Annotated in this window: 17 protein-coding genes and 1 pseudogene; 8 read left to right on the forward strand and 10 right to left on the reverse strand. The window is 71.6% G+C overall.

The window, feature by feature from the left end; all coding sequences use genetic code 11:
- Positions 1–30: 30 nt before the first annotated feature.
- The 6 genes from Actob_RS20415 to Actob_RS20440 all read right to left on the reverse strand — a co-directional run bounded on the left by Actob_RS20415 (position 31) and on the right by Actob_RS20440 (position 9,739).
- Positions 31–3,372 carry a TIR domain-containing protein gene (locus tag Actob_RS20415; protein ID WP_284921902.1) on the reverse strand — a complete coding sequence of 1,114 codons (3,342 nt, stop codon included), beginning with the start codon at positions 3,370–3,372 and terminating at the stop codon, positions 31–33.
- Between the two features lie 220 nt (positions 3,373–3,592).
- Complete coding sequence (locus tag Actob_RS20420; RefSeq protein WP_284921904.1) at positions 3,593–5,137, reverse strand: RICIN domain-containing protein; 1,545 nt, start codon at positions 5,135–5,137, stop codon at positions 3,593–3,595.
- Positions 5,134–5,808 carry a hypothetical protein gene (locus Actob_RS20425; protein WP_284921905.1) on the reverse strand — a complete coding sequence of 225 codons (675 nt, stop codon included), beginning with the start codon at positions 5,806–5,808 and terminating at the stop codon, positions 5,134–5,136. Before Actob_RS20425 ends, Actob_RS20420 begins: the two co-directional genes overlap by 4 nt.
- Positions 5,808–7,616, reverse strand: coding sequence for an Ig domain-containing protein (locus Actob_RS20430; protein WP_284921906.1), 1,809 nt, complete (start codon positions 7,614–7,616; stop codon positions 5,808–5,810). The genes Actob_RS20425 and Actob_RS20430 overlap by 1 nt, the downstream gene beginning before the upstream one ends.
- A 524-nt stretch (positions 7,617–8,140) precedes the next feature.
- On the reverse strand, positions 8,141–8,707 hold the full coding sequence (locus Actob_RS20435; RefSeq protein WP_284921908.1) for a dienelactone hydrolase family protein: 567 nt from the start codon (positions 8,705–8,707) through the stop codon (positions 8,141–8,143).
- Positions 8,708–9,073: 366 nt separating this feature from the next.
- The gene (locus Actob_RS20440; protein WP_284921909.1) at positions 9,074–9,739 is read right to left on the reverse strand and encodes a PaaI family thioesterase; all 666 of its coding nucleotides are present in this window, start codon (positions 9,737–9,739) and stop codon (positions 9,074–9,076) included.
- A gap of 93 nt (positions 9,740–9,832) precedes the next feature.
- On the opposite strand from Actob_RS20440, the gene Actob_RS20445 reads away from it, so the two are divergent.
- Positions 9,833–10,264: a type II toxin-antitoxin system Rv0910 family toxin gene (locus Actob_RS20445; protein ID WP_284921910.1), complete on the forward strand. Its 432-nt coding sequence runs from the start codon at positions 9,833–9,835 to the stop codon at positions 10,262–10,264.
- Positions 10,265–10,299: 35 nt separating this feature from the next.
- On the opposite strand, the gene kstR is transcribed toward Actob_RS20445, so the two are convergent.
- The gene (gene kstR / locus Actob_RS20450; protein WP_284921912.1) at positions 10,300–10,920 is read right to left on the reverse strand and encodes a cholesterol catabolism transcriptional regulator KstR; all 621 of its coding nucleotides are present in this window, start codon (positions 10,918–10,920) and stop codon (positions 10,300–10,302) included.
- A gap of 108 nt (positions 10,921–11,028) precedes the next feature.
- Here kstR and Actob_RS20455 point away from each other — a divergent pair, with 108 nt between their 5' ends.
- From Actob_RS20455 to Actob_RS20480, 6 genes and pseudogenes are all read left to right on the forward strand, one after another.
- Positions 11,029–12,030: an acyl-CoA dehydrogenase family protein gene (locus tag Actob_RS20455; RefSeq protein WP_284921913.1), complete on the forward strand. Its 1,002-nt coding sequence runs from the start codon at positions 11,029–11,031 to the stop codon at positions 12,028–12,030.
- Complete coding sequence (locus Actob_RS20460) at positions 12,011–13,144, forward strand: acyl-CoA dehydrogenase family protein (RefSeq protein ID WP_284921914.1); 1,134 nt, start codon at positions 12,011–12,013, stop codon at positions 13,142–13,144. Before Actob_RS20455 ends, Actob_RS20460 begins: the two co-directional genes overlap by 20 nt.
- Before the next feature lie 8 nt (positions 13,145–13,152).
- Positions 13,153–13,986 (forward strand): annotated as a pseudogene (locus Actob_RS20465) (bifunctional MaoC family dehydratase N-terminal/OB-fold nucleic acid binding domain-containing protein); the annotation flags it as partial.
- Positions 13,978–14,346 carry a hotdog family protein gene (locus Actob_RS20470; protein WP_284922354.1) on the forward strand — a complete coding sequence of 123 codons (369 nt, stop codon included), beginning with the start codon at positions 13,978–13,980 and terminating at the stop codon, positions 14,344–14,346. The pseudogene Actob_RS20465 and the gene Actob_RS20470, both read left to right, overlap by 9 nt.
- Before the next feature lie 61 nt (positions 14,347–14,407).
- Positions 14,408–15,535 carry a lipid-transfer protein gene (locus tag Actob_RS20475; protein WP_284921916.1) on the forward strand — a complete coding sequence of 376 codons (1,128 nt, stop codon included), beginning with the start codon at positions 14,408–14,410 and terminating at the stop codon, positions 15,533–15,535.
- 140 nt (positions 15,536–15,675) lie between these two features.
- Positions 15,676–15,996, forward strand: a complete 321-nt coding sequence (locus Actob_RS20480; protein ID WP_284921917.1) for a hypothetical protein — start codon at positions 15,676–15,678, stop codon at positions 15,994–15,996.
- A gap of 51 nt (positions 15,997–16,047) precedes the next feature.
- On the opposite strand, the gene Actob_RS20485 is transcribed toward Actob_RS20480, so the two are convergent.
- Positions 16,048–16,503, reverse strand: coding sequence for a hypothetical protein (locus Actob_RS20485; RefSeq protein ID WP_284921918.1), 456 nt, complete (start codon positions 16,501–16,503; stop codon positions 16,048–16,050).
- Positions 16,504–16,700: 197 nt separating this feature from the next.
- Entirely contained in the window at positions 16,701–17,678 is a 978-nt protein-coding gene (locus Actob_RS20490; protein ID WP_284921919.1) for an AAA family ATPase, read from the reverse strand.
- Between the two features lie 436 nt (positions 17,679–18,114).
- Here Actob_RS20490 and Actob_RS20495 point away from each other — a divergent pair, with 436 nt between their 5' ends.
- Complete coding sequence (locus tag Actob_RS20495; protein ID WP_284921920.1) at positions 18,115–18,816, forward strand: hypothetical protein; 702 nt, start codon at positions 18,115–18,117, stop codon at positions 18,814–18,816.
- Between the two features lie 35 nt (positions 18,817–18,851).
- Here the strand turns inward: Actob_RS20495 and Actob_RS20500 are convergent, their stop codons facing one another.
- A complete protein-coding gene (locus Actob_RS20500) occupies positions 18,852–20,465 on the reverse strand; it encodes a methyl-accepting chemotaxis protein (protein WP_284921922.1) in 1,614 nt (537 codons plus the stop codon).
- Positions 20,466–20,504: the final 39 nt, after the last annotated feature.

Consider the following 20,504-nt stretch of genomic DNA (forward strand, 5'->3'; position numbering starts at 1 on the left):
CCGGCCGCGAGGGAAAGCGGCCCGCACGTGTCAGCATGTCGGCTGGCGGGGGAGTTCGGGGATGTAGCTCTTCCACTCCTGCTCGGTGAGTCCCCGGCCGCTGATCGCGCACGCCTCCCGCGCCGGATCCGCCGCCAGATTCGCCGGCACCGTCGCGTCCCACACCGTCACGTTCTGGCTCAGGTCGCCGAACGCGCCCCCGGCCGCCAGCGTGTGACCGTCCGGGCTGAACGCCACGTTCACCGTCTGCAGGGCCGGGCTCTTCAGCGTCGCGAAGGGCACCGCCGTGGTCGGGTCCGCGATGTCCCAGAGGATCATGGTGTCGTCGGTGCTGGCGGTCGCCAGCGTCCGCCCGTCCGGGCCGAACGCCACCCACCGCACCTGGCTGGTGTGCCCCATCAGGGTGGCGATCCGGCTCGGCCGCTCCGGATCCGCGACGTCCCAGAGGATCGCGGTGGCGGCGTCGTCGGTGCCCGCGGCCAGCGTGCGCCCGTCCGGGCTGAACGCGACCGAGTTGGCGGTGAACCCGAAGACGTTCTTGAGCAGGATCGAGGTGTAGCGGACCGGCGCGGACCGATTCGTCACGTCCCACAGCGACACGTTGTAGCCCTCGCTGACCGCCATGGTCCGCCCGTCCGGGGTGAACGCGATGGCCGACAGCGTCTCCTGCAGCGCGAGGTCGGCGAGCCGGGCGGGCCGCCGCCGGTCGGCGAGGTCCCACAGCGTGGCCTTGCCGTCGCGGCGGCCGACGGCGAGGGTTCGCCCGTCGGGGCTGAACCTGACCGCGTACACGAGATCTCCCGGCTCCTTGATGGTGGCCAGCGGCGCCGGACCGGCCGAGCCGCTCATGTCGAGCAGCGTGACCGTCGCGTCCGTTCCGGTGACGGCGAGCGTGCGGCCGTCGGGGCTGAGCGTGAGGCCCTCGACGGTGCCGTCCCGCAGCGGCCACGAGTCGCCCCGCACCGGGCCGGCCGGGTCGGTCAGGTCCCACGGGGTGGCGGTGCCGTTCCAGCCCGCGGTGATCAGTGAGTGGCCGTCCGGGCGGAACGCCAGGCCGACGATGTTCGAGGGGAACGGGCCGGGCAGTTCGGCGAGCTCCTCCCGGGCGTACCGGCCCTTGGTGGTCCAGATGGTCGCGGTCCGGCGGCCGCCGGCGGTCGTCACCGTCCGCCCGTCCGGGCTGAAGGCGATCGAGCGGACCGGGCCGTCGGGCATCCGCAACGTGGCCACCAGGGTGGACAGCCAGGCCCAGGTGCCGGTCGTCTCGACGCTCCACAGCGCTGTCGCCCCGTCGGTGTCGGCCATCGCGAGCGTGCCGCCGTCCGGGCTGAACGCCATCGCGCTCAGGTGCGCCGACCCGGTGGCGGCCAGCTCGGACAGGCCCTGGCGCGGCTTGGCCGGGTCGGTCACATCCCAGAGGCGCACGTAGTCGTAGAGGGTTTCGACGGCCACCACGTTGCGCTTGGGGTTGAACGCGATGGCCGCGTCGACGACCTGTTCGCCGCGCGACGAGACGAGGCTGGCGCCCGGCACCGGGTGGGCCGGATCGGTCAAGTCCCAGACGGTGACAGTGCTGCCGCTGGTCACCCCGGTCTTGCCGTCCGGGCTGAACTTGAGCGGCCACGCCCCGGGCAGCGTCGCCGGCGTCGTCGGCGCGCCGCCGCTGACGTCCCAGAGCAGCGTGTCCTTCGCCTTGTTGCTGGTCGCGACCAGGTGCCCGTCGGGGCTGAAGTTCACCGCCACGATCCCGGCCGGGTCGGGCAGCGAGAGGGTCTTCACCGGGTGGGCCGGATCGGCCACGTTCCACAGGACCGCCGCCGGGCCGCCGTCCAGGACCGCTAGCGTACGCCCGTCCGCGCTGGCCACCAGCTTCGTGTCCGCCGTCGCGCCGGCCGGCAGCGTGCCGAGCCGTTCCGGTGCGGCCGGGTCCGTGGTGTCCCACAGCGACACCGTCCCGCCGGTGTCGGCGGTGGCGACCACGTGCCCGGCCAGGGTGGTCACGTAGGTCACGTCGCCGAGCACCCCGGCGTAGTGGGTGGCCATCACCAGGTGGCTGAGCTGGTCCCGGGTCTGCGCGTCGGGGTGCAGGCGTTCCGCGGCAACGGCGAGCATGAGCGCCTTCTTCGGGTCGTCGACGATCATCGCCCGGGCCCGGGCCAGCAGCCGCCGGCTGATCTCGACGCGCTGCAGCAGCGCGGTCTGCTCCCGCTGGCGTTTCGCCTCCTCGGCCGCCTCCTTGGCCAGCCGCTCCTGCCGCTTACGTTCCCGTTCGGCCTGGCGGGCCAGCTCGCGGTGCTGGTCGGCGAGCCGCTTCTGTTCCTTGGCCCGGGCCTCCGCCTGGTTCGCCAGGTCCTCCTGGCGCTGGGCGTTGGCCAGCTGCCGGTCGGCGTTGCGCTTCTGCCGCTCGGCCTCCTCCTTGGAGTCGGTGGCCAGCGCCTTCTCCCGTTCGGCGCTGGCCCTCTCGCGTTCCGCGCTGGCGTGGTATCGCTGGGCCTCGGCCTGCTCCCGCCGCGCCTCGGCGGCTGCCTCCTGGGCCAGCGCCTGCTGGTCGGCGGCGAGCTGGGTCTGCCGCCGGGTCTCGGTCTGCGCGGCTCGCGCCCGGCCCTCCTGCACCCGGGCGTTCTCCTGCTGCCGCAGCGACTCCTGGGTGGCCCGTTCGGCGGTGGTGCGCTGCTGCACCGCCTCCCGCTGCTGGGTCTGTGCCTCGACGGCCGCGGCGTTGGCCCGGTTCGCGTTGTGCACCGCGACGATGCCGGTCAGCGACGTGACCAGGGTCAGCACGACCAGTGCCGCGGCCGCCACCACGGACAGCCGCCGGGCCCGCCGGTGCTGCCGGACGTCCTCGCCCTCCAACTCGTCCTTGCTGATCCCGTGCATCGGCGCGGCGAGCTGCGCGATCGCGTCCCGGAACCGGATGTGCTGCAGGTTGAGGTGCACGTCGTCGCGCGCCCACCGCAGGTCCAGGAAGAGCGGTTCCTCGGTGAACACCCCGCGCAGCGCGTCCGGCACCGCGGTGGAGTCCTCGGTGAAGTCGCGGGCGCCGGGATCCCAGCGCCACTCACCGTCGGTCACCACCGGCAGGATGCAGTCCGTCGACTTCGTCGCCAGCCAGTGCTCGATCTCCCGGTTCACCCACGGCGAGCGGGCGGCCTCGGGCGAGGCGAGCAGCACGAAGTGCTTCGAGCCGTCCATCGCCTCCTGAATGGAGGTCCACAGCTTCGGTGTCACCGCCAGGCCGGTCTGGTCCCGGAAGATCCACAGCGCCCGGCGCCGGTGCCAGGGCTTCGCCAGCCGGTGCAGACCGCGCTGGACGGCCGGCGCGAGCCGTCCGTCAGCGGCGTGGCTGTAGGAGATGAAACCATCGAAGAGCATGCATTTTCCCGCGGTCGGCGTGATCGGCGGGGACCGATTCTCCACGCCGGCGCCCGGCAGGTAAAGCGGCGCCCCTCCCGCGTGGCGCCGACCCACCGTGATGTGCTTTGATCTATGCAGGCCGGGCACCTCCCCCCGTGGGTGCCCGGCCCTTTCCCGTCTTCCGACGATCAACACCCGATTCGGGTACGCCCGCGGCACACGCCCGCGACGAGGGCCGCTACCGCTGCGTCACGTTCAGCAGCGGCGACCCGTTCCGCGCGGCCGGCGGTGCGTTCCACTTCTGCTGGTCGGAACCGTCGCACGTCATCGTACGGAGAATGCTCGCGTTCGCCGGTGCGCCGGCGTCCGGGAGAACGTCCTGCCGTACGGCGGTGAGGCACAAGCCGTGGTCGTCCTCGATGCGATAGCTGGTCACGGGCTGGCCGGTGTTCCGGGTGACGGTCCACCGGTATCCGGCCGTCGTCGCGGAACAAGCCTTGGCCTGCGCCTTCTGTCCGGCGACCCCGGGGCTCCACAGGCAGTACCTGCCGTCGGGGTTGGCCGGGCTCCCGTCATTGTCGGTCACCGTGAACAGGATGTTGCCCACGCCGGTGGCCCCGTTGCCGAGTACCGCGCCCAGACCGCTGGTGGCGTCGAGGGGCACCCACTGCTGGCTCCACTCGGCGCTCGTCAGGGCCTGGCCCTGGCGGCACGGGTAGGTGATCAGCCGGGCGTCGGCGACCTTCCCGCCGGAGACGTCCAGGCATCGGCTGAACTCGGCGTAGTCCACCCACTGGTTACGGTCGGCCAGCACGGCCGCGCCCGCACCGGCGGAGCCGCGGGAGACGAAGGTGGACGCGTTGCCGCAATCGGCGTCGAGCTTGGCGCGGCTGCCCGCCGCGGGGCTCGTCACGCGCCAGCAGAGAGTCTGATCGGTGGAGGTCCAGATACCGCCGCCGGACGCGCCGAGGCCCGAGGAGACCCATTGCTGGCTCGCGGGGACCACGGTGGTGCCGCACGCGGCGAGGGTCAACGAGGCGCCGCTGGTCTGCTGTGCGTCCACGCAGAGGCCGCCGGGTTGGCTCGAGGACACCATCCTCACCTGAAGGCCGGAACCATAGGCGAACAGTTGGCTCCGGGGCCGGGTGCTGGCGGCGCAGTTGCTCAACGAGAGCTGCTGACCCACGGCGGGCGAGTCGCCCGCGTCCAGGCACAGGTTGGTCGCGCCGAGCCGGATGGTGTCGCCGGCCAGGTTGCGGTCGCCGGACAGCAGGGGGTACGTGGCCGTCAGTGTCGCGCTGACCTTGCCCGCCGGGTCGATGCCGGTGGACGTCAGCAGCACGTACGCGGCCTCGTCGACCGGACCCTTGCCCGGCTGGCACGCGGGCAGCGCGGTCCCGCCGTACTGGGGATCCTCCGTGTAGTAGTCGAAGCTGACCGCGTAGGTGGCCGGGCTGCCGGACGGCGCATCGGTCAGCTTCGCGCAGGGCAGCTTGGTGCGGTCGCCCCGGAGGCTGCCGACCGCCGTGGAGAGGGTCGGCTGCGACACGCCACCCGACGTGGACGCCTGGATGGTCGCCACGGCGACCTCCAGGCCCGCACGCGCGTTCTGCAACCCGTCGACTCGGCGCTGTTCGAATCGCGTGGTACCGATCTGCGCGATCATCAGCGTGCCCACGATCACGCTCAGGCCCGTCGCCACCATCGTGATCAGCATGGCGATGGCCATCGAGCCCCGGTCGTCGGCCAACGGTCGGGCGAGCGGCTGCCGTAGCACCCTCACGGCGTGTTCCTTCCCAGCGAGCAGGCAGTCGGGTCGTGCCAGCCGACGGCGCTGTTGGCCGCGGTGATGGTGATCTGGGTGTCCCGTCGCGTCGAGCCCTTCGCCCCGCTCGCCGTCGCCGTGAGCCGGATACGCAGCTGCATCGGCGTGGCACTCGGCAGGTTCGCCAGCGACGGTGTCGAGTAGTCGGGGAAGTGGAGCACCTGCGGTGCCGCCGCGGTGCCGTCCGGGTCCGGCGTGGCGGGCGCGGACAGCTCGGACGCGAGGATCCGCCAGGTGGCGGCGGGTGCCGTCGTCGCCGACGCCGGCCACTGGCGTAGCTTCAGCATTCCCCCGGACAGGCGGAGCTGGTGGCAGACCCGCTGACCGCTCGCGTCCTGGGTGACGTACTCGACGGACGGATCGCCGCCGGCTCCGGCGCCCGGCTCGCTGATGTCGTAGGCGTCACCGATCTCCGGTTGCAGGTTGGCATACGCCAGACTCGCCTGGGACTGAGCCTGGTCCATCCGGTCCGTGGCGTCCGTCATCTGGTACAGCTCGATCAGGCCGCCGGTGGCGATGGCCCCGACGATCGACATGACGGTCATGGCCGTCATCAGATCCATCATGGTGACCCCGGCGTCGCCGCGCGGCAGCGCGCGGCGGGCCCAGATCCGGATCCGGTCCTTCATCAGCTCACCTGCCAGGTGAAGGAGACCGTCTTCGAGTTGCCGGCGTAGTCGGTCACGGTCACGTACACCGTCGTCGTCGCGACGGTCGTCGGCGTGCCGGTGATCACGCCGGTGTTCCGATCGATCGACAAGCCGGCCGGCAGCCCGTAGGTGGTCCAGGTGAACGGCCCGGCGCCGCCGGTCTGGGTGAGTTGCAGCGGGGTGATCGCCTTGCCCTTCTTGCTGGACTGGGCACCCGGCGAGGTGACAGTCAACGGTGCGAAGATCGTCCACTTGAACGGCACCGTGCGAACCGTGCCGTTGGCCTCGGTGAGCAGGACCTGGATGTCCCAGGTGCCGACCGTGGTGGGCGTGCCGCTGACCAGTCCGGTCGCCGAGTTGATGGACAGCCCCGGCGGCAGGTTGACCGCACTCCAGGTGTAGAGCGAGGGGTTGGCCACGATGAGCTGTGTGGTGGTGCTGTCGTACACCTGCTGAGCCTTGTCGATCGACCAGTCGAACGTCACCGAGGCGCTCTCGCCGCGGCTGTCCGTGACCGTCACCACGACGTGCGACGTACCCAACGCGCCGGGCGTGCCGCTGATGACGCCGGTCTTCGGGTCGATCGACATGCCGGGACGCAGGCTGGCGGCCGTCCAGGTGTAGGGGCCGACGCCGTCGGTGACGACCATCTGCAGCGGAACCGCGGCGGTGCTGACGTAGGTGTCCTGCTTGGGGGGAACCGCCAGCTTCGGCGCCGAGTAGATCGTCCACACGAAGGTCGTCTTGGCGGTCTTCTTGCGGGCGTCGGTCACCGTGATCGTGACGGTCGAGGCGCCGAGAGTGTCCGGCGTGCCGGTGATCACGCCCGTGGCGCTGTCGATCGACAGGCCGTTCGGCAGGCCCTGGGCGGACCAGCTGTACGGAGTGGTGCCGCCGGCGGCGGATGGCGACAGCGTGACCTTGCGGCCCTGCGTGGTCCCCTGGTCCGCGATCTTCGCGAGCGTGAGGTTGGTGACGATCGTCCAGGTGAACGTGTCCTTGGCGGTCTTGCCCTGGGCGTCCTTGACGGTCACCGTGACCGTCGAGGTGCCGGCGGTCGTCGGCGTTCCGGATACGGAGCTGGTGGCCGGGTCGAACGTCAGGCCGCTCGGGAGGCCGGTGACCGACCAGGTGTACGGCTGGGTGCCGCCGGTGGCGGACAGCTGCAGCGGCGCGATGGCCGACCCGAGATCGTTCAGCTGGTCGTCGACGGCGGTCACGGTGATGGCGCCGGTGCCGAACACCGGATCGCCCGACGCGCCGGCGCCGAAAAGCGTTGACGAGGCGACCGAACAGGTGCCCTCGTCACAGACGTGCGACGGCCAGCTCACCCCGACGACCGCCCGGACCATGGCGATCGGCTGGGTGTCGTCGTCGGTGCAGGCGCCGCCGCCGGACTGCTCCCAGCACTTGCCGAGATACAGATAGCGCTGGTAGGTGACTCCGTTCACCGTGATGGCCGACGAGCTCGGCGGCACCGGGAAGGCGGGGGCGGTCGGGAAAGCGACGGTGGTGATCGATGTCGGCGGGGCCGCCGCATCCCACCGTTTGACGCCGGCCAGCAACGGCACCGCCTTGGCCACCGGCGCCGGGCACGCCGAAGCGCACGGTGCGCGGTCGGCCAGCAGAGCCGCTACCTCCGGCGCCCGGAGCGCGCCCATGGCATCCGCGACGAGTCGTACACCCACCTGTTGCTGGCCCTCGACGTGCGTGGTCGACATGGCTCGCACGAAGAAGGTGCTCAGCCCCATCAGAACGATGCCCATCACCGCGGCCGAGACGACCACCTCGAGCAAGGTGAACCCGCCATCGCCCGCACCGCGTGGTGTGGCTCGCTCTCGCGCTTCGCCTGCAGGGGGCACGGTCGCCAACTCTCATCGATCCATGACAGTTCGGCCCGCACAAGGCGGACAGGAACCTATCGGTACGACGACGGCCGATTTGAGGGATTCGCCATCTGGACGCCGTGAATCCGTGATAGGTGGCACAATCATCCGCGCAGGTGTTGACATCTCGTGATTTGCCGCTCAGCGGCTGTCTCGCGACACGTTTCCGCAGCTAGCGCGCATGGTGGTGGGCCGAGTTCCCGCTCTGCCGTTCGCCTGATCGGCACGGTGACGCCAGCCGGTAGGCGAACGCCCCGTGATCTATCGAGTTCTGCTCGGCCGGCGCTGGGGTGGTGAACGGGTCCAGACGCCGTCGGGTGGTGCCCAGGTCGATGCGCTGGTGGGGTAGGCCGATCTCGTCGAGCGGCAGGCCGCGGACCTGATGAGGGCGTAAAGGGTGGACGCCGATCGCTCGCGACCCGGCGTCAAAGAGATTCGAGGAAGGCCGACGTACGCCGCCAGACGAGTTTCGTCGCAGGCTCGTCGTAGTCAGGGGTGTCGGGGTCGGTGAACAGATGCCCGGCACCCGGGTACGTGTGAACCCGCACGGCCGCGCCCGCATCGGCCATCGCGCTGCGCCACGCGCGCACGGCGCCGGGTGGGAACAGGTCGTCCTGGCCGGCGATGTGCAAGTGCACCGGTAAGCCGCTACGGACCGACGCTGGGTCACCTCCGAGGCCATGAAGGAGCAGCAGCCCGGCGGTGCACCGGCGGTGAGGGAGCAGACCGGCCACGACGCCCACGCCCATGGAGAATCCGGCCAGGACCGTGTCGCCGGGCAGGTCGCGTACGGCATCATGGGCGCGCCGCATGATGACTTCCCAGCCGATCCGGTCGCTCAGCGCGAACCCTTCCTCCATCGAGGTGGCCACCTGACCCGCATACAGGTCCGGGGCGACAACGAGGTGCCCAGCGGCTCGCAGTCGCTCGGCGGCGGCGAGTACAGCGGGACGCCGGCCGTAAACGGAGTGGAACAGGGCGACGTGAGTCACCACGCGATCGTGTCAGATACGTCGCGACGACCAGCTCGGCGGCGCGCAGGCCGGTGCGGTGAAGCAACTCCGTACGATCGTCGTGTCCCGGATCGAGGGCAGCCGTTCGGCGTGGCACTGCTCAGCTGACCTGAATTCGCGCCAGCTGCCGGAACCGGCTGTGAGACAGCCACTCACCTTGTGCTTCAACCTTTCGCCCTCACCCGGCATCGCCGCGCACCAGACCGCTGCGTCCCCGAGCCGACACGGTCAAGTGCCCGGATCTCGGCTGGATCCGTGTGCTCGAACGCAGGCGCCGCATCACCGCGTCCTGCTCCGGGATGCCGGCTCCGGTGAGCGTCAGCGGCCCGGCGAGGGGGGCGTGGTCTACGGCTGGGGGCGCAGGACCGGGCCGAACAGGCGGCGGGTCTGGTCGGCGCGCAGGCCGACGAAGGTGCCGGTGGCGGTGACCAGGAGGGTGCCCGGCTCGGCCTCGGTCGCGATGGTGCCGGTCGCGGTCACCCGGCGGCCGTCCACCTCACGCACCTCGGCGGTCAGCAGCAGTGGGGTCAGCAGCGGGACCGGCGCGTGATAGGCGGTGTCCAGCCGCACCGTCATCCCGGGCCGGCCGGCGGCGACCACGGTGTGCCCGAGCAACTGGTCGAGCAGCATCGCGCTGACGCCGCCGTGCGCGAACCTCGGCGGCCCCTCGAAGGCCATGCCGAGCGTGCACCTGCCGATCGCCGTCCCGCCCAGCACCTCGACGCGCAGCGGCGGCGCGAGGGCGCTGCCGCCGCCGGTGACCGGGTTGTACAACCGGATGCCGCCGAGCAGGTCGTCGGCCCGGGGCAGGGCGGCCGGGTCGCGTGTCCGCCCGCCGAGCCGGTCGATCACGTCGCGGATGCCGGCGGCGGCCCGGAGCAGATCGCCGGTCGGCGCCTCGGTGACGGTGGCCTGCTCGACCAGCGCCCGCAGCGCGTCGCCCAGCTCGGTGATGGCCTCGCGTCGATGGGTCAGGCCGGTTCCGTCGTCGGTCACCGCGTGTCCGTCCATGACAACAGCATCGCCGCCGGCGGCCGGATGAACTAGTGAATCAAGTCACACTGCTATAACCTGTTCTAGTTGCTCGACTGGAGGAGGGGCGCGATGGCCAAGGTGACAGTTGAGGCCGATGCCAAGGCGGATCCGCAGCGAGTGTGGGACGTCGTGGCGGACCTGTCGCGGGTCGCGGAATGGAACACGATGCACGAGGGGTTCACCGGCGAGGTGCCGTCGCACCTCGGCGAGGGCACCGAGTACCGGCAACGGGTGAAACTGATGGGCATGCCCGCCGAGATGGCGTGGCGAGTAGTCACGGCGGCGGCGCCGACCCGGCTGGAGCAGAACGGCGACGGGCCGATGGGCGTCAAGGCGAAGAACCTCATCGTGATCGAGAAGGCCGAGGGTGGCTCGCACATCACCTACGAGATGGAGTTCATCGGCCCGGCGCTGAAGGGCCCGATGGCCGGCATGCTGGAGAAGCAGGCCGGCGCCGCGGGTCAGCAGGCCCTGGCGAAACTGGTGGCACTGGCCGAGTGACCGGCGCGGCGGGCGCGGCCGGACAGGGCCGGTGATCAGCGCAGCAGCAGGCGGCTCGCCAGTTCCAGGTGGTTGATCACATCGTTCGCCGAGGCACGGCGGGTCACCCAGGCCACCAGGTTGGACAGCCACACGTCGCCGATGACCCGGGCGATCGCCCGGTCGTCGGCGGTCGGCTCGCCGTCGTGCACGGCCCGGGTGAACATGTCCTCCATCAGCCGGGCGACCGCGTTGACCTCGGCGCTCGCCGACGGATCGGCGAACATGAAGGCCCGGGTCATCGCCTCGGTGAGCTGCGGCTCGCGCTGCATCGCCCGGGTCACCCGGCTCAGCACGAACTGCATGCGCTCGTGGGCGGTGTCGCCGGGGATCGGCTTGCGGTCCAGTTTCTCCCGGGTCTTCTCCAGCTCCAGGGCCAGCGCCGACACCAGCAGGTGGATTTTCGACGGGAAGTAGCGGTACAGCGTGCCCAGGGCGACCTCGGCGCGCTCCGCGACGGTGCGCATCTGCACCGCGTCGTAGCCGCCTTTCGACGCCAGCTGCAGCGTGGCCTCGAGGATCCGGCGGCGCCGGTCGCGCTGTGCGGCGGAGCCCTGCTCGGCGTCGAGGGTGCTGCGCGCGGCGCCAATACTGGTATTCGTTCTCGGTGTTGCCATGGTTTACCCCTCGCGGCGCGATGTTCTCCTCAGCCTAGCAACGCGTCATCGCGTGCCTGTCGCGGCGATCGATGTTCACCCCGAAGTGAAACGTGTTCTAATGGCGGCATGGGTCCGGACTTCACGCTCGACGACGCACAGGAGGCGATCGTCCGGCTGGCCGGCGAGGTGCTGGGCGACAGCGACGGCGACGGCTCGGCGGGGCGCTGCTGGGCATCGCTCGGCCAGGCCGGGTTGCTCGGCCTCGCGGTGCCCGCCGAGCTCGGCGGCGCCGGGCTCGGCCCGATGGCCACCGGCCTGCTGCTCACCGAGGTCGGCCGGTGCGCCGCGGGGGTGCCGGCCTGGTCCACGCTGTCCCTCGGCGTGCTGCCGGTGGTGCGCTGGGGCAGCCCGGACCAGCAACGCGAGCTGCTGTCCGCGGTGCCGGCGGGCCGGGTGCTGACCGGCGCCCCGCACGCGGAGGTCACCGCCACCGGGGGCGGCCGGCTGACCGGGACCTGCCGTGCCGTACCGGACGCCGACCGGGCCCACCGGATCCTGGTCCCGGTGGGCGAGACGGTCGCGCTGGTGGACCCGGCCGCACCCGGCGTCACGATCCTGCCCACCCCGGGCGGGTTCGCCCTGCGCCTGGCGAGCGCCGCCGCCGAGCCGCTGGGCGACGGCAAGGCGGACCTCGAACGGTACGCGGTGGCGGGCGCCTGTGCGCTCGGGGACGGCGCACTGGCCGGGGCCCTGCGGATGACCGCCGCCCACGTGCGCGACAGGCACCAGTTCGGCCGCCCGCTCGCCACCTTCCAGGCGGTGGCCCAGCAGATCGCCGACGTCTACGTCGCCTCCCGCACGATGCACCTGGCAGCCCTCGCCGCGAGCTGGAGCGTGGAGCGGGACGACGGCGGCGACACCGACCTGTGGACCGCGGCCTACTGGCTGTGCGCTGAGGTGCTGCCCGCCCTGCGCACCTGTCACCACCTGCACGGCGGGCTCGGGCTGGCCGCCGACTACCCGCTGCACCGGCACACCGCGCTGGTGCGTGACCTGATCCGGTACGTCGGTGGGGCGGAGTACTGCCTCGACCGGCTGGGAGCGAGCGATGTTCATCGAGCTGAGTGAGGACCAGCGGGCGCTGCGAGCGCGGCTCCGGGCGTACCTCAAAGGGGTGGTTTCCGAGGCGGACCGGGCGGCGATGCTGCGGCAGAGGCACGGTGCGGTCTTCCGGACGCTGGTCCGGCGGCTCGGGCGGGACGGGTGGCTGGGGATCGGGTTCCCGGAGCGGTTCGGCGGCGGCGGGCTCGGCGCGGTCGAGCAGCAGATCTTCGTGAACGAGGCGGCGCGTGCCGACGTGCCGCTGCCGGCCGTGACGCTGCAGACGGTGGCGCCCACGCTGCTCGCCCACGGCACACGCGAGCAGCAAGAGTTCTTCCTGCCGCGGATCCTGGCCGGGGAGATTCACTTCGCGATCGGGTACACCGAGCCGGAGGCCGGCACCGATCTCGCCGCGCTGCGCACGCGTGCCGTGCGGCACGGCGACGAATACCTGGTGAACGGGCAGAAGACGTTCACCACCGGGGCGCACGACGCCGACTACCTGTGGCTGGCCTGCCGCACCGACCCGGACGCGCCCCGGCATCGCGGCCTGTCCATCCTGATCGTGGACACCGCCGACCCCGGCTACTCGTGGACGCCGATCATCACCTGCGACGGTGCGCACCACGTCAACGCGGTCTACCTCAGCGACGTACGGGTGCCGGTGAACCGCCTGGTGGGCGCGGAGAACGGCGGCTGGCGGCTGCTGACGGCGCAGCTCAACCACGAGCGGGTGATGCTCGGGCCGGCCGGGCGCTTCGGCGCGTTCCTCGACCGGGTGGGCGCCTGGGCGGTGGATCACGACACCCCGGACGTGCGCCGGGCGCTGGCCCGCGCCGAGGCCTGCCGCCGGGTGAACGAGCTGCTCAACTGGCAGGTGACCGGCGGTGAGCCGAACGCTGCCGACGCGTCCGCCACCAAGGTGTTCGCCTCCGAGCGCCTGCTGCGGATCGGCCAGGAACTGGAGGAGGTGGTCTGGCGGCACGGCGATCCGGCCGACTCGGCCACCGCCGAGCTGCTGACCTGGCTGGACCTGCAGGCCAGACGCAACCTCGTGCTCACCTTCGGCGGCGGGGTCAACGAGATCCAGCGGGAACTGATCGCGTCGGCGGGCCTCGGCCTGCCCCGGGTGCCCAGGTAGGAGGCGGGATGATCGACGAGGCTGCCCGGCGCATCGCCGAAGCGGGCTGGTACCCGGCGCGACCGGCCCGGGATCCGGTGAACCGTCCGGCGATCCGCGACTGGCTCGCCGCGATCGGCGACACCAACCCGGTGTACGAGCGGGACGGTGTGGCACCGCCCGCGATGGCACAGGTGTGGACCATGCCCGGCCTCGGCGCCCGGCCGGAGGATCCGCTGCGCGCGATGACCGGGGTGCTGGACGAGGCCGGGTACACGTCGGTGGTGGCGACGGACTGCGCACAGACCTACCACCGTTACTTGCGGGACGGCGAGGTCCTCGCGGTCCGCAGCCGGCTCGCCGGGGTCGCCGGTCCGAAACGCACGGCGCTGGGCGAGGGGTGGTTCGTCACCACGTCGAGCATCTGGGAGGTGGCCGGGGAACCGGTGGCCGAGATGAGCTTCCGGGTGCTGAAGTTCCGGCCCGGCCCGGCCCCGGAACGCGCGGCGCCGGTGCGTCCGGTGGCCGGCCCGGACACCGCCTTCTTCTGGGCCGGGGTCGAGGCCGGTGAGTTGCGCGTGCAGAGCTGCGGCGAGTGCGGGGCGCTGCGCCACCCGCCCGGACCGGCCTGTCCGGCGTGCGGCGCGCTCAAGCCGTCCTACGTGGTGGCGGCCGGGACCGGGACCATCCACAGCTACGTCGTGCACCACCATCCGCCACTGCCCGGGCGGCGGTCGCCGGTGACCGTCGCGCTGGTGGACCTGGACGAGGGCGTACGGATGGTGGCCGAGCTGCGCGGCGTGCGCCCGGCCATCGGGGAGCGGGTCCGGGCCGGCTTCGAGGACGGGCTGCCGGTGTGGCGGCCGATCGGCGTGGACCTGCCGTCCTGGGAGCTCGCGGTCACCCCCACCGTGATCATCAGCAGCGCGCTGGCCACCCGGGACTTCCAGGACGTGCACCACGACCGGGACGCGGCGGTGCGGCGCGGCAGCCGGGACATCTTCCTGAACATCCTGGCCACCACCGGGTTCGTGCAGCGTTATGTGACCGACTGGGCCGGGCCGCAGACGGTGCTGCGCGGCATCGAGATCAGGCTCGGGACGCCCTGCTACGCCTACGACACGCTGACCTTCAGCGGGCAGGCGCGGGGCGACGAGGTGACGGTGGCCGGGCGGACGGCGGCCGGCGAGCACGTCGCCGGGATCGTGCGGGTGGCGTCGTGATCGCCCGGGTCGCGGTGGTCGCGGCCGGCGGGCACGTCGCCGGGGTCGTGCGGGTGGCGTTGTGATCGCCCGGACCGCGGCGATCGCGGGGATCGGGGCCACCGAGTTCTCCAAGGACTCCGGGCGGAGCGAGCTGCGGCTCGCTGTCGAGGCGGTCCGGGCCGCGCTCGACGACGCCGGCCTGCGGCCGTCCGACGTCGACGGCCTGACCACGTTCGGCATGGACGGCAACGCGGAGATCGCGGTGGCCCGGGAGATCGGCGCGGGCGAGCTGACCTTCCTGAGCCGGATCGCGTACGGCGGGGGAGCGGCCTGCGCGCTCGTGCAGCAGGCGGTGCTCGCGGTGACCGCCGGGATCGCCGGGACGGTGGTCTGCTACCGCGCGCTGAACGAGCGGTCGGGCCGCCGGTTCGGGCAGGCGACAGCGCCGCCCGGGCTGGACGCGACGTGGCACCACCCGATGGGGCTGGCCACGCCGGCCGCGCAGGTGGCGATGGTGGCCCGGCGGTACCTGCACGACTTCGGGGCGACCACCGACGACTTCGGCAGGGTCACGGTGGCCGCCCGCCGGTACGCGGCGACGAACCCGGCGGCCTGGTTCTTCGGGCGGCCGATCACGCTGGAGGACCATCGGGCGTCGCGCTGGATCGCCGAGCCGTTGCGGCTGCTCGACTGCTGCCAGGAGAGCGACGGTGCGGTGGCCCTGGTGGTGACCTCCGTATCGCGGGCCCGTGACCTGCGACGGCCGCCGGCGGTGGTGTGCGCGGCGGCGCAGGGCAGCGGGCCGGACCAGTTCGTGATGACCAGCTACTACCGGGACCCGGTGGCGGCGCTGCCGGAGATGGGGGTGGTGGCGCGGCAACTGTGGGGACAGTCCGGGCTGACGCCTGCGGACGTACGGGCGGCGGTGCTGTACGACCACTTCACGCCGTACGTCTTGATGCAGTTGGAAGAGCTCGGCTTCTGCGGACGTGGCGAGGGCCGGCACGTGGTCGCCGAGGACCGGCTGCCGATCAACCCGCACGGCGGGCAGCTGGGGGAGGCCTACATCCACGGGATGAACGGGATCGCCGAGGCGGTGCGGCAGGTCCGCGGTACGGCGGTCAACCAGGTCCCCGGCGACGGGCCGGTACTGGTCACGGCCGGCACCGGCGTGCCGACCAGCGGCCTGCTCCTCAGCGGGGCGTGAGCCGGAACGCGACCTGGTGCGTCGACCTCGAACATTCCCTGAGCGCGCCAGGGAGTCGGTGCGGGGCCCGCCGGCGTCCACGAACGCCGACGGGCTCGTGGACGCTCGGCTGCCTTGTGCGTTGCTCGTACGATCCAGGCATGATCGGGAAGCGGGCGATGGTCGCCGCCGCCCTGCTCGCCGGCGCGACCGGCCTGGGGCTGGTCGCGCTGGGCTGGTGGGTGCAGGACTGGCAGTACCTCAGCGACTGGACCGATCCCGACCGGTGGTGGGGTGGACTGGTGCGCGGCATCGGCTATCTGATCATGGGCAAGATCGGCTTCAAAGCGGCCCTGGCCCTGATCGCCGCGGTGACCGTGCTGATCGGCTGGCTGCGGGCCCGTGCCTCGCGGGGGGCGGGCCGCGCGCCGGCCACCGTGCCGCCCGAAGCCGAGGATCGGAGCACCCCGGCGGCCGGCTGAGGTCGCCAACACCTCCAACGTTCATGCTGCCAGGCGGGCTCCGAACACGGTTCAGGGGCAGGTCACCGGAGTGGCGAAGCTGCCGGGGCCCCACGCGCCGGTGCGGTTGTCCCAGACCCGGAGGACGTATCCGATGGTGTCGCCCTGGTGGCAGCCCGCCCAGCCGGGCCAGCCGGCGACCTTGCTCGCGCCCGCGGGCACGGTGCGGTCGGAGGGCGTGTTCGGGTTCCACTGGATGCTTCCGCCGTTGACGGTGTAGCCGTCCTGGATCCTGATCGACACCGCGCTGCCGTGATTATTCTGGATCTTCGCGAAGCCGGCGACCGCGTGGGCGCTGGTCTCGTCGGAGTCGCAGGCGGTGTAGTAGATGCTGACCCGCACGTTCTTCGTGGCGCCGCACCTGGTCACCGCCTGAGCGGGTGACGCGACGACGAGCGGGAGGGCAACGATCAGCGCGGCGGTGAGCCCCGCGAGGCCCGGACGCCGGTGTCGTACCGATGCAAGCATGCGGATCTCCGGTGAGGTCGGCGGACCACGACAGGTGCCCGGGGTGGCCCGGTGGGAACGGGCTCGCTCGGTCGGCTTCTTCCGCGCCGACCGGCCGGGGGGACGTTACCGGCGCCGCCCGGGCCGGGAAAGGGCCGGGACAACGTATTCCGGATCGCGAAACATCCGTCGATCCCGCCGTGCGGACCCGCCTCTGCTCAGCGCTTGGCCGAGCCGGGTCGTGCCGGAACGGAACGCATCGTTAGCCCGAGGCTCGCATCGGCGTCCCGTCGGCGATCGACGTGGTCCAGCACTGTCGCCACACAGTCCTCCAACGGTCGGGCCGTGTCGACGAGCAGGGCGTCCGGCCAGGGCGGGAATGCCGCGAGCCGGGCCCTCGCGTTCGGCCAGTCGCCGGCGTCGGCCCAGCCGGGGATGCCGCGCACCCGGGTCTCCACCCGCTCACGGTGCAGGGATTCGACGCCGCAAGCGCAGACCACCGGGACGAACGCGGCGCCGGCCGCTGACGCGAGGCTCGCCCAGCGTGCCCGTACGTCCGGGTCCTCGCTCGTCGTGTCGAGGATCGCCGACCGTCCGGCGGACAGCTCCCGATAGGCCAGTGTCGTCAGCAACTCGTCGCCGATGCTCATGATGTCGGTGCGGTGCCGCATCCCGAACGGGCTCAGCGCACCCAGCAGCCAGTCCAGCGCGAACACCGGCACGTCGAGCGCGGCCCCGACGCGCTCGGAGACGGTGCTCTTACCGCTGCCGGGTACCCCACCGAATACGATCAACGCCGCGCCGGACCCGGACGGCATCGGCACGTCGGTGAAGTCCGCCGGCAGGCCGGGCGTGAGGTAGTCCGGAACCCAGCGCTGCGTGTGCGTCAGCGTGATCCGATGTGGCGCCTCGGGCTCGACCTCCACGTGCGACACCCACAGGTCGTCGTCGCGGGTGCGGAAACGGGCCGTGGCCGCTGTCCCGTCCGCGTCGACACCGACGACGCGGATCGGCGCTAGCCCGGCCGCCCGGCTGTCGGTGATGTCCCGGAGTGCCGACGCGCCGCCTATCCGCGCCGCGAAGCCGGGGTCCAGGGCACCGGCGACGTCGACGTCGGCGGACCACCGGCCGCTGAGTCCCTCGAGCAACCAGCGCAATCGCGTCAACGCCGGCGTGCCGGCCACCAGATCGTCCATGCGTCGATTCTCGACGGACACCGGGACCGTTCACCGTCCCGCGGGTTACGCGGAACGCGTATCGGCCCCCTGGACCTCGACCACCCGAGTGATCGGCGCATTCGGGAAACACCGAACAGGCGCGATCACCAGCCACTCATCGAAGGAAGCGTGCTTGCTGATCACGAAATACTCACCGAAAACGCGACCTGAAATGGACCGCGAACCGACACAGAATTCGAAACTCACGAACGTCTCGGCATGACGACTGATAAGCATCGATCGTGGCGCGACGGCGGTGAACGCTGTAGCAGCTCCAGAGTATTTCCGGAGCTACCTACACCCACGGCCAAGAGGGTTACCGTGGCGCTGGAGGCGAACATCTTTCGCCGCCAATTGCGGGGTCGCCACGTGTGTCTCCGGGCGCAAACAGCGGTGACGTCCGATTGCGGCGTCAATGCGCAGCCGTGACTGTTGGGCCGAAACCGGCGCTACCATTCCGTCGACCGCGACCAGGCAGGCCGATCGAAGGAGTGACATGACTTTCGATGGATATGCCCACAGCTCGGCGCACCCGGAGCAAGCGAACCCCGATGAGTCGTCGGCCGGCATGAAGTCCGGTTCCGGCTCCGTAAGTGGGCCGGCAGCGGAGGAGCCGCAACCCGCGGCGCCGGGTTCCGAGGAGGCGCTCTGGTACCGGCAGGGACTGCTCAGCGATCTGCGGGACTGGATCGCCGCCCAGCCCGGCATCACGACCAGTGGCTACGTCACCTCCGTCAACGACCCGGAGAACGGCTCCACCGTCCTCGTCTGGCACGGACCGGCCAACCGCATGCGGCAGCGGATCGTGGACGAGGCCCGCCGCCGGCACATCCCCCTCTCCATCCAGCAAAGCGAGTACCGCCCGGCTGCCCTGGAACGGGCCGTCGAACAGCTCATCGCCATCGGCTCGGGCACCGGCGTGTTCCAGAACTTCATGGTCAGCTCAATCGGAACCTTCGGCCTCGACCCCGCCTTCGACGGCGTCACCGTCTATGGCGACTACATCGATCCGCCGGCCGAGGGCATCCCCGCCGCGGACAGCGCACTCGCGCGGGCGCTGACCGCCAGAACCGGCGTAGCGGTCGCTATCGAACACGGGCGGATCGAGCTGCTGTGACGGTAGCGTCCGCCTCCCTCGTTTCCCGGCGGGGTTCAGTGGCGGAAGTTGCCGACCAGGGTACTCAGCTCACTGGAGAGGCGGGTCAGGTCGGTGGCGGCTTGCTGGGTGGAGCGGGCGCTGTCCGCGGTCGAGGTGGTGCCTTCGGCGACGCCGGAGACGGTGGCGGCAACGTCTCCGCTGTTGCCGGCGGTCTCGGCGACCGAGCGGCTCATCTCCTGGGTGGTGGCGGTCTGTTCCTCGACCGCTGAGGCGATGGTGGTGGTGTAGTCGCCGATCTGCTGGATCACTTCGGTGATCTCGCTGATGGCGTCGGCGGCGGATCGGCTGGAGGCCTGGATCGCGTTGATCCGTGAGGTGATCTCCTCGGTGGCGCGGGCGGTCTGCTGGGACAGCTCCTTGACCTCACCGGCGACCACGGCGAAGCCCTTGCCCAGTTCGCCGGCCCGGGCGGCCTCGATGGTGGCGTTGAGCGCCAGCAGGTTGGTCTGCTCGGCGATGCTGGTGATGAGTTTGACCACCTCGCCGATCTCCGCGCTGGCGGTGCCGAGTTCAGCGACCTGTGCCGTGGTGCGCTCGGCGACGGCTATGCCGCGATGCGCCACTTCGGCTGCCTGTCCTGCGCTGTTGGCGATCTCGGCGATCGAGGCGGACATCTGTTCCGCCCCGGCGGCGATCGTCTGCACGCCGCTGTTGACCTCCTCCGAGGCGCGTGACGCCGTGGCCGCGCGGGCGGCGGTGTCCGCCGCCCCGGCCTGCAGTTGGGAGCTCACCGTCGACAGCTGTCCGGAGGCGTCCGCCAGGGTGACCGCGGAACCGCCGATCGTGGCGATCGTCTGGCGAATCCTCGCCAACGCGGTGTCGAGGGCCTGGGCCATCCGGCCGACCTCGTCACGGCTGGCGATCGCCGCGGTGCGCGTCAGGTCACCGTCCGCCATTCCCGACAACACGCTGCTGACCTCTCGCAGCGGCCGCACGATCCGGGCCACCGTGTACGCCGCGACGACCGCGCCGAGCAACACGCCGGCCAGCAGCACGACGATCAGCAGGGTACGAGCGCTGCGGTATTGGCTGCTGGCGTCGGCGATCCGCCGGTCGGCATCCGCCTGCTCGGCGTCGAACGCGGTCTGCAGATCGTCCATCGCCTCGGTCACCATCGGCGTCAGGGTGCTGGCGGCCTGCTCCTCGAACGACTTGAAGTCATTGGCGCGGGCGGCCGGGATCTGTTTCTCGTCACGCAGGCTGGTGTACTGCTGCCACACCTTGCTGAACGCGTCGAACGCGGCGGGGTCGGCGGCGTCCGGGCGGTACGCGGCTGCCGCTGTGGTCACCGCCTCGTCGGCCGCCTTCAACTTGGCGACTGCCGCGTCCTTGTCCGACAGCAGAGCCACATCGCGGGTGGCCACTCGCACACTGAGCGCGGCGGCGCGGACCTCCGACAGCTGACCCAGTGGACGCAGGTTCTTCTCGACGATCGTCTGGGTGCTGTCGTAGACGCCGGCCAGACTGCTGACCGCGAGCACCCCCGCGATGATCGCTGCGGCGGCGACCACCCCGACCGCCGAGAAGATCTTCGCGCCGACCGGGAGATCGGCGAACCACCGGACGATCGGATTCCTGTCCCGCTGCACCATCATGGCCTCGGCCATCGATATGGTCCTCCAGCTCCGGGGCCGCGGCTGCCCCCG

This window comes from Actinoplanes oblitus (assembly GCF_030252345.1).
In the GTDB taxonomy this organism is placed as follows: Bacteria; Actinomycetota; Actinomycetes; order Mycobacteriales; family Micromonosporaceae; genus Actinoplanes; species Actinoplanes oblitus.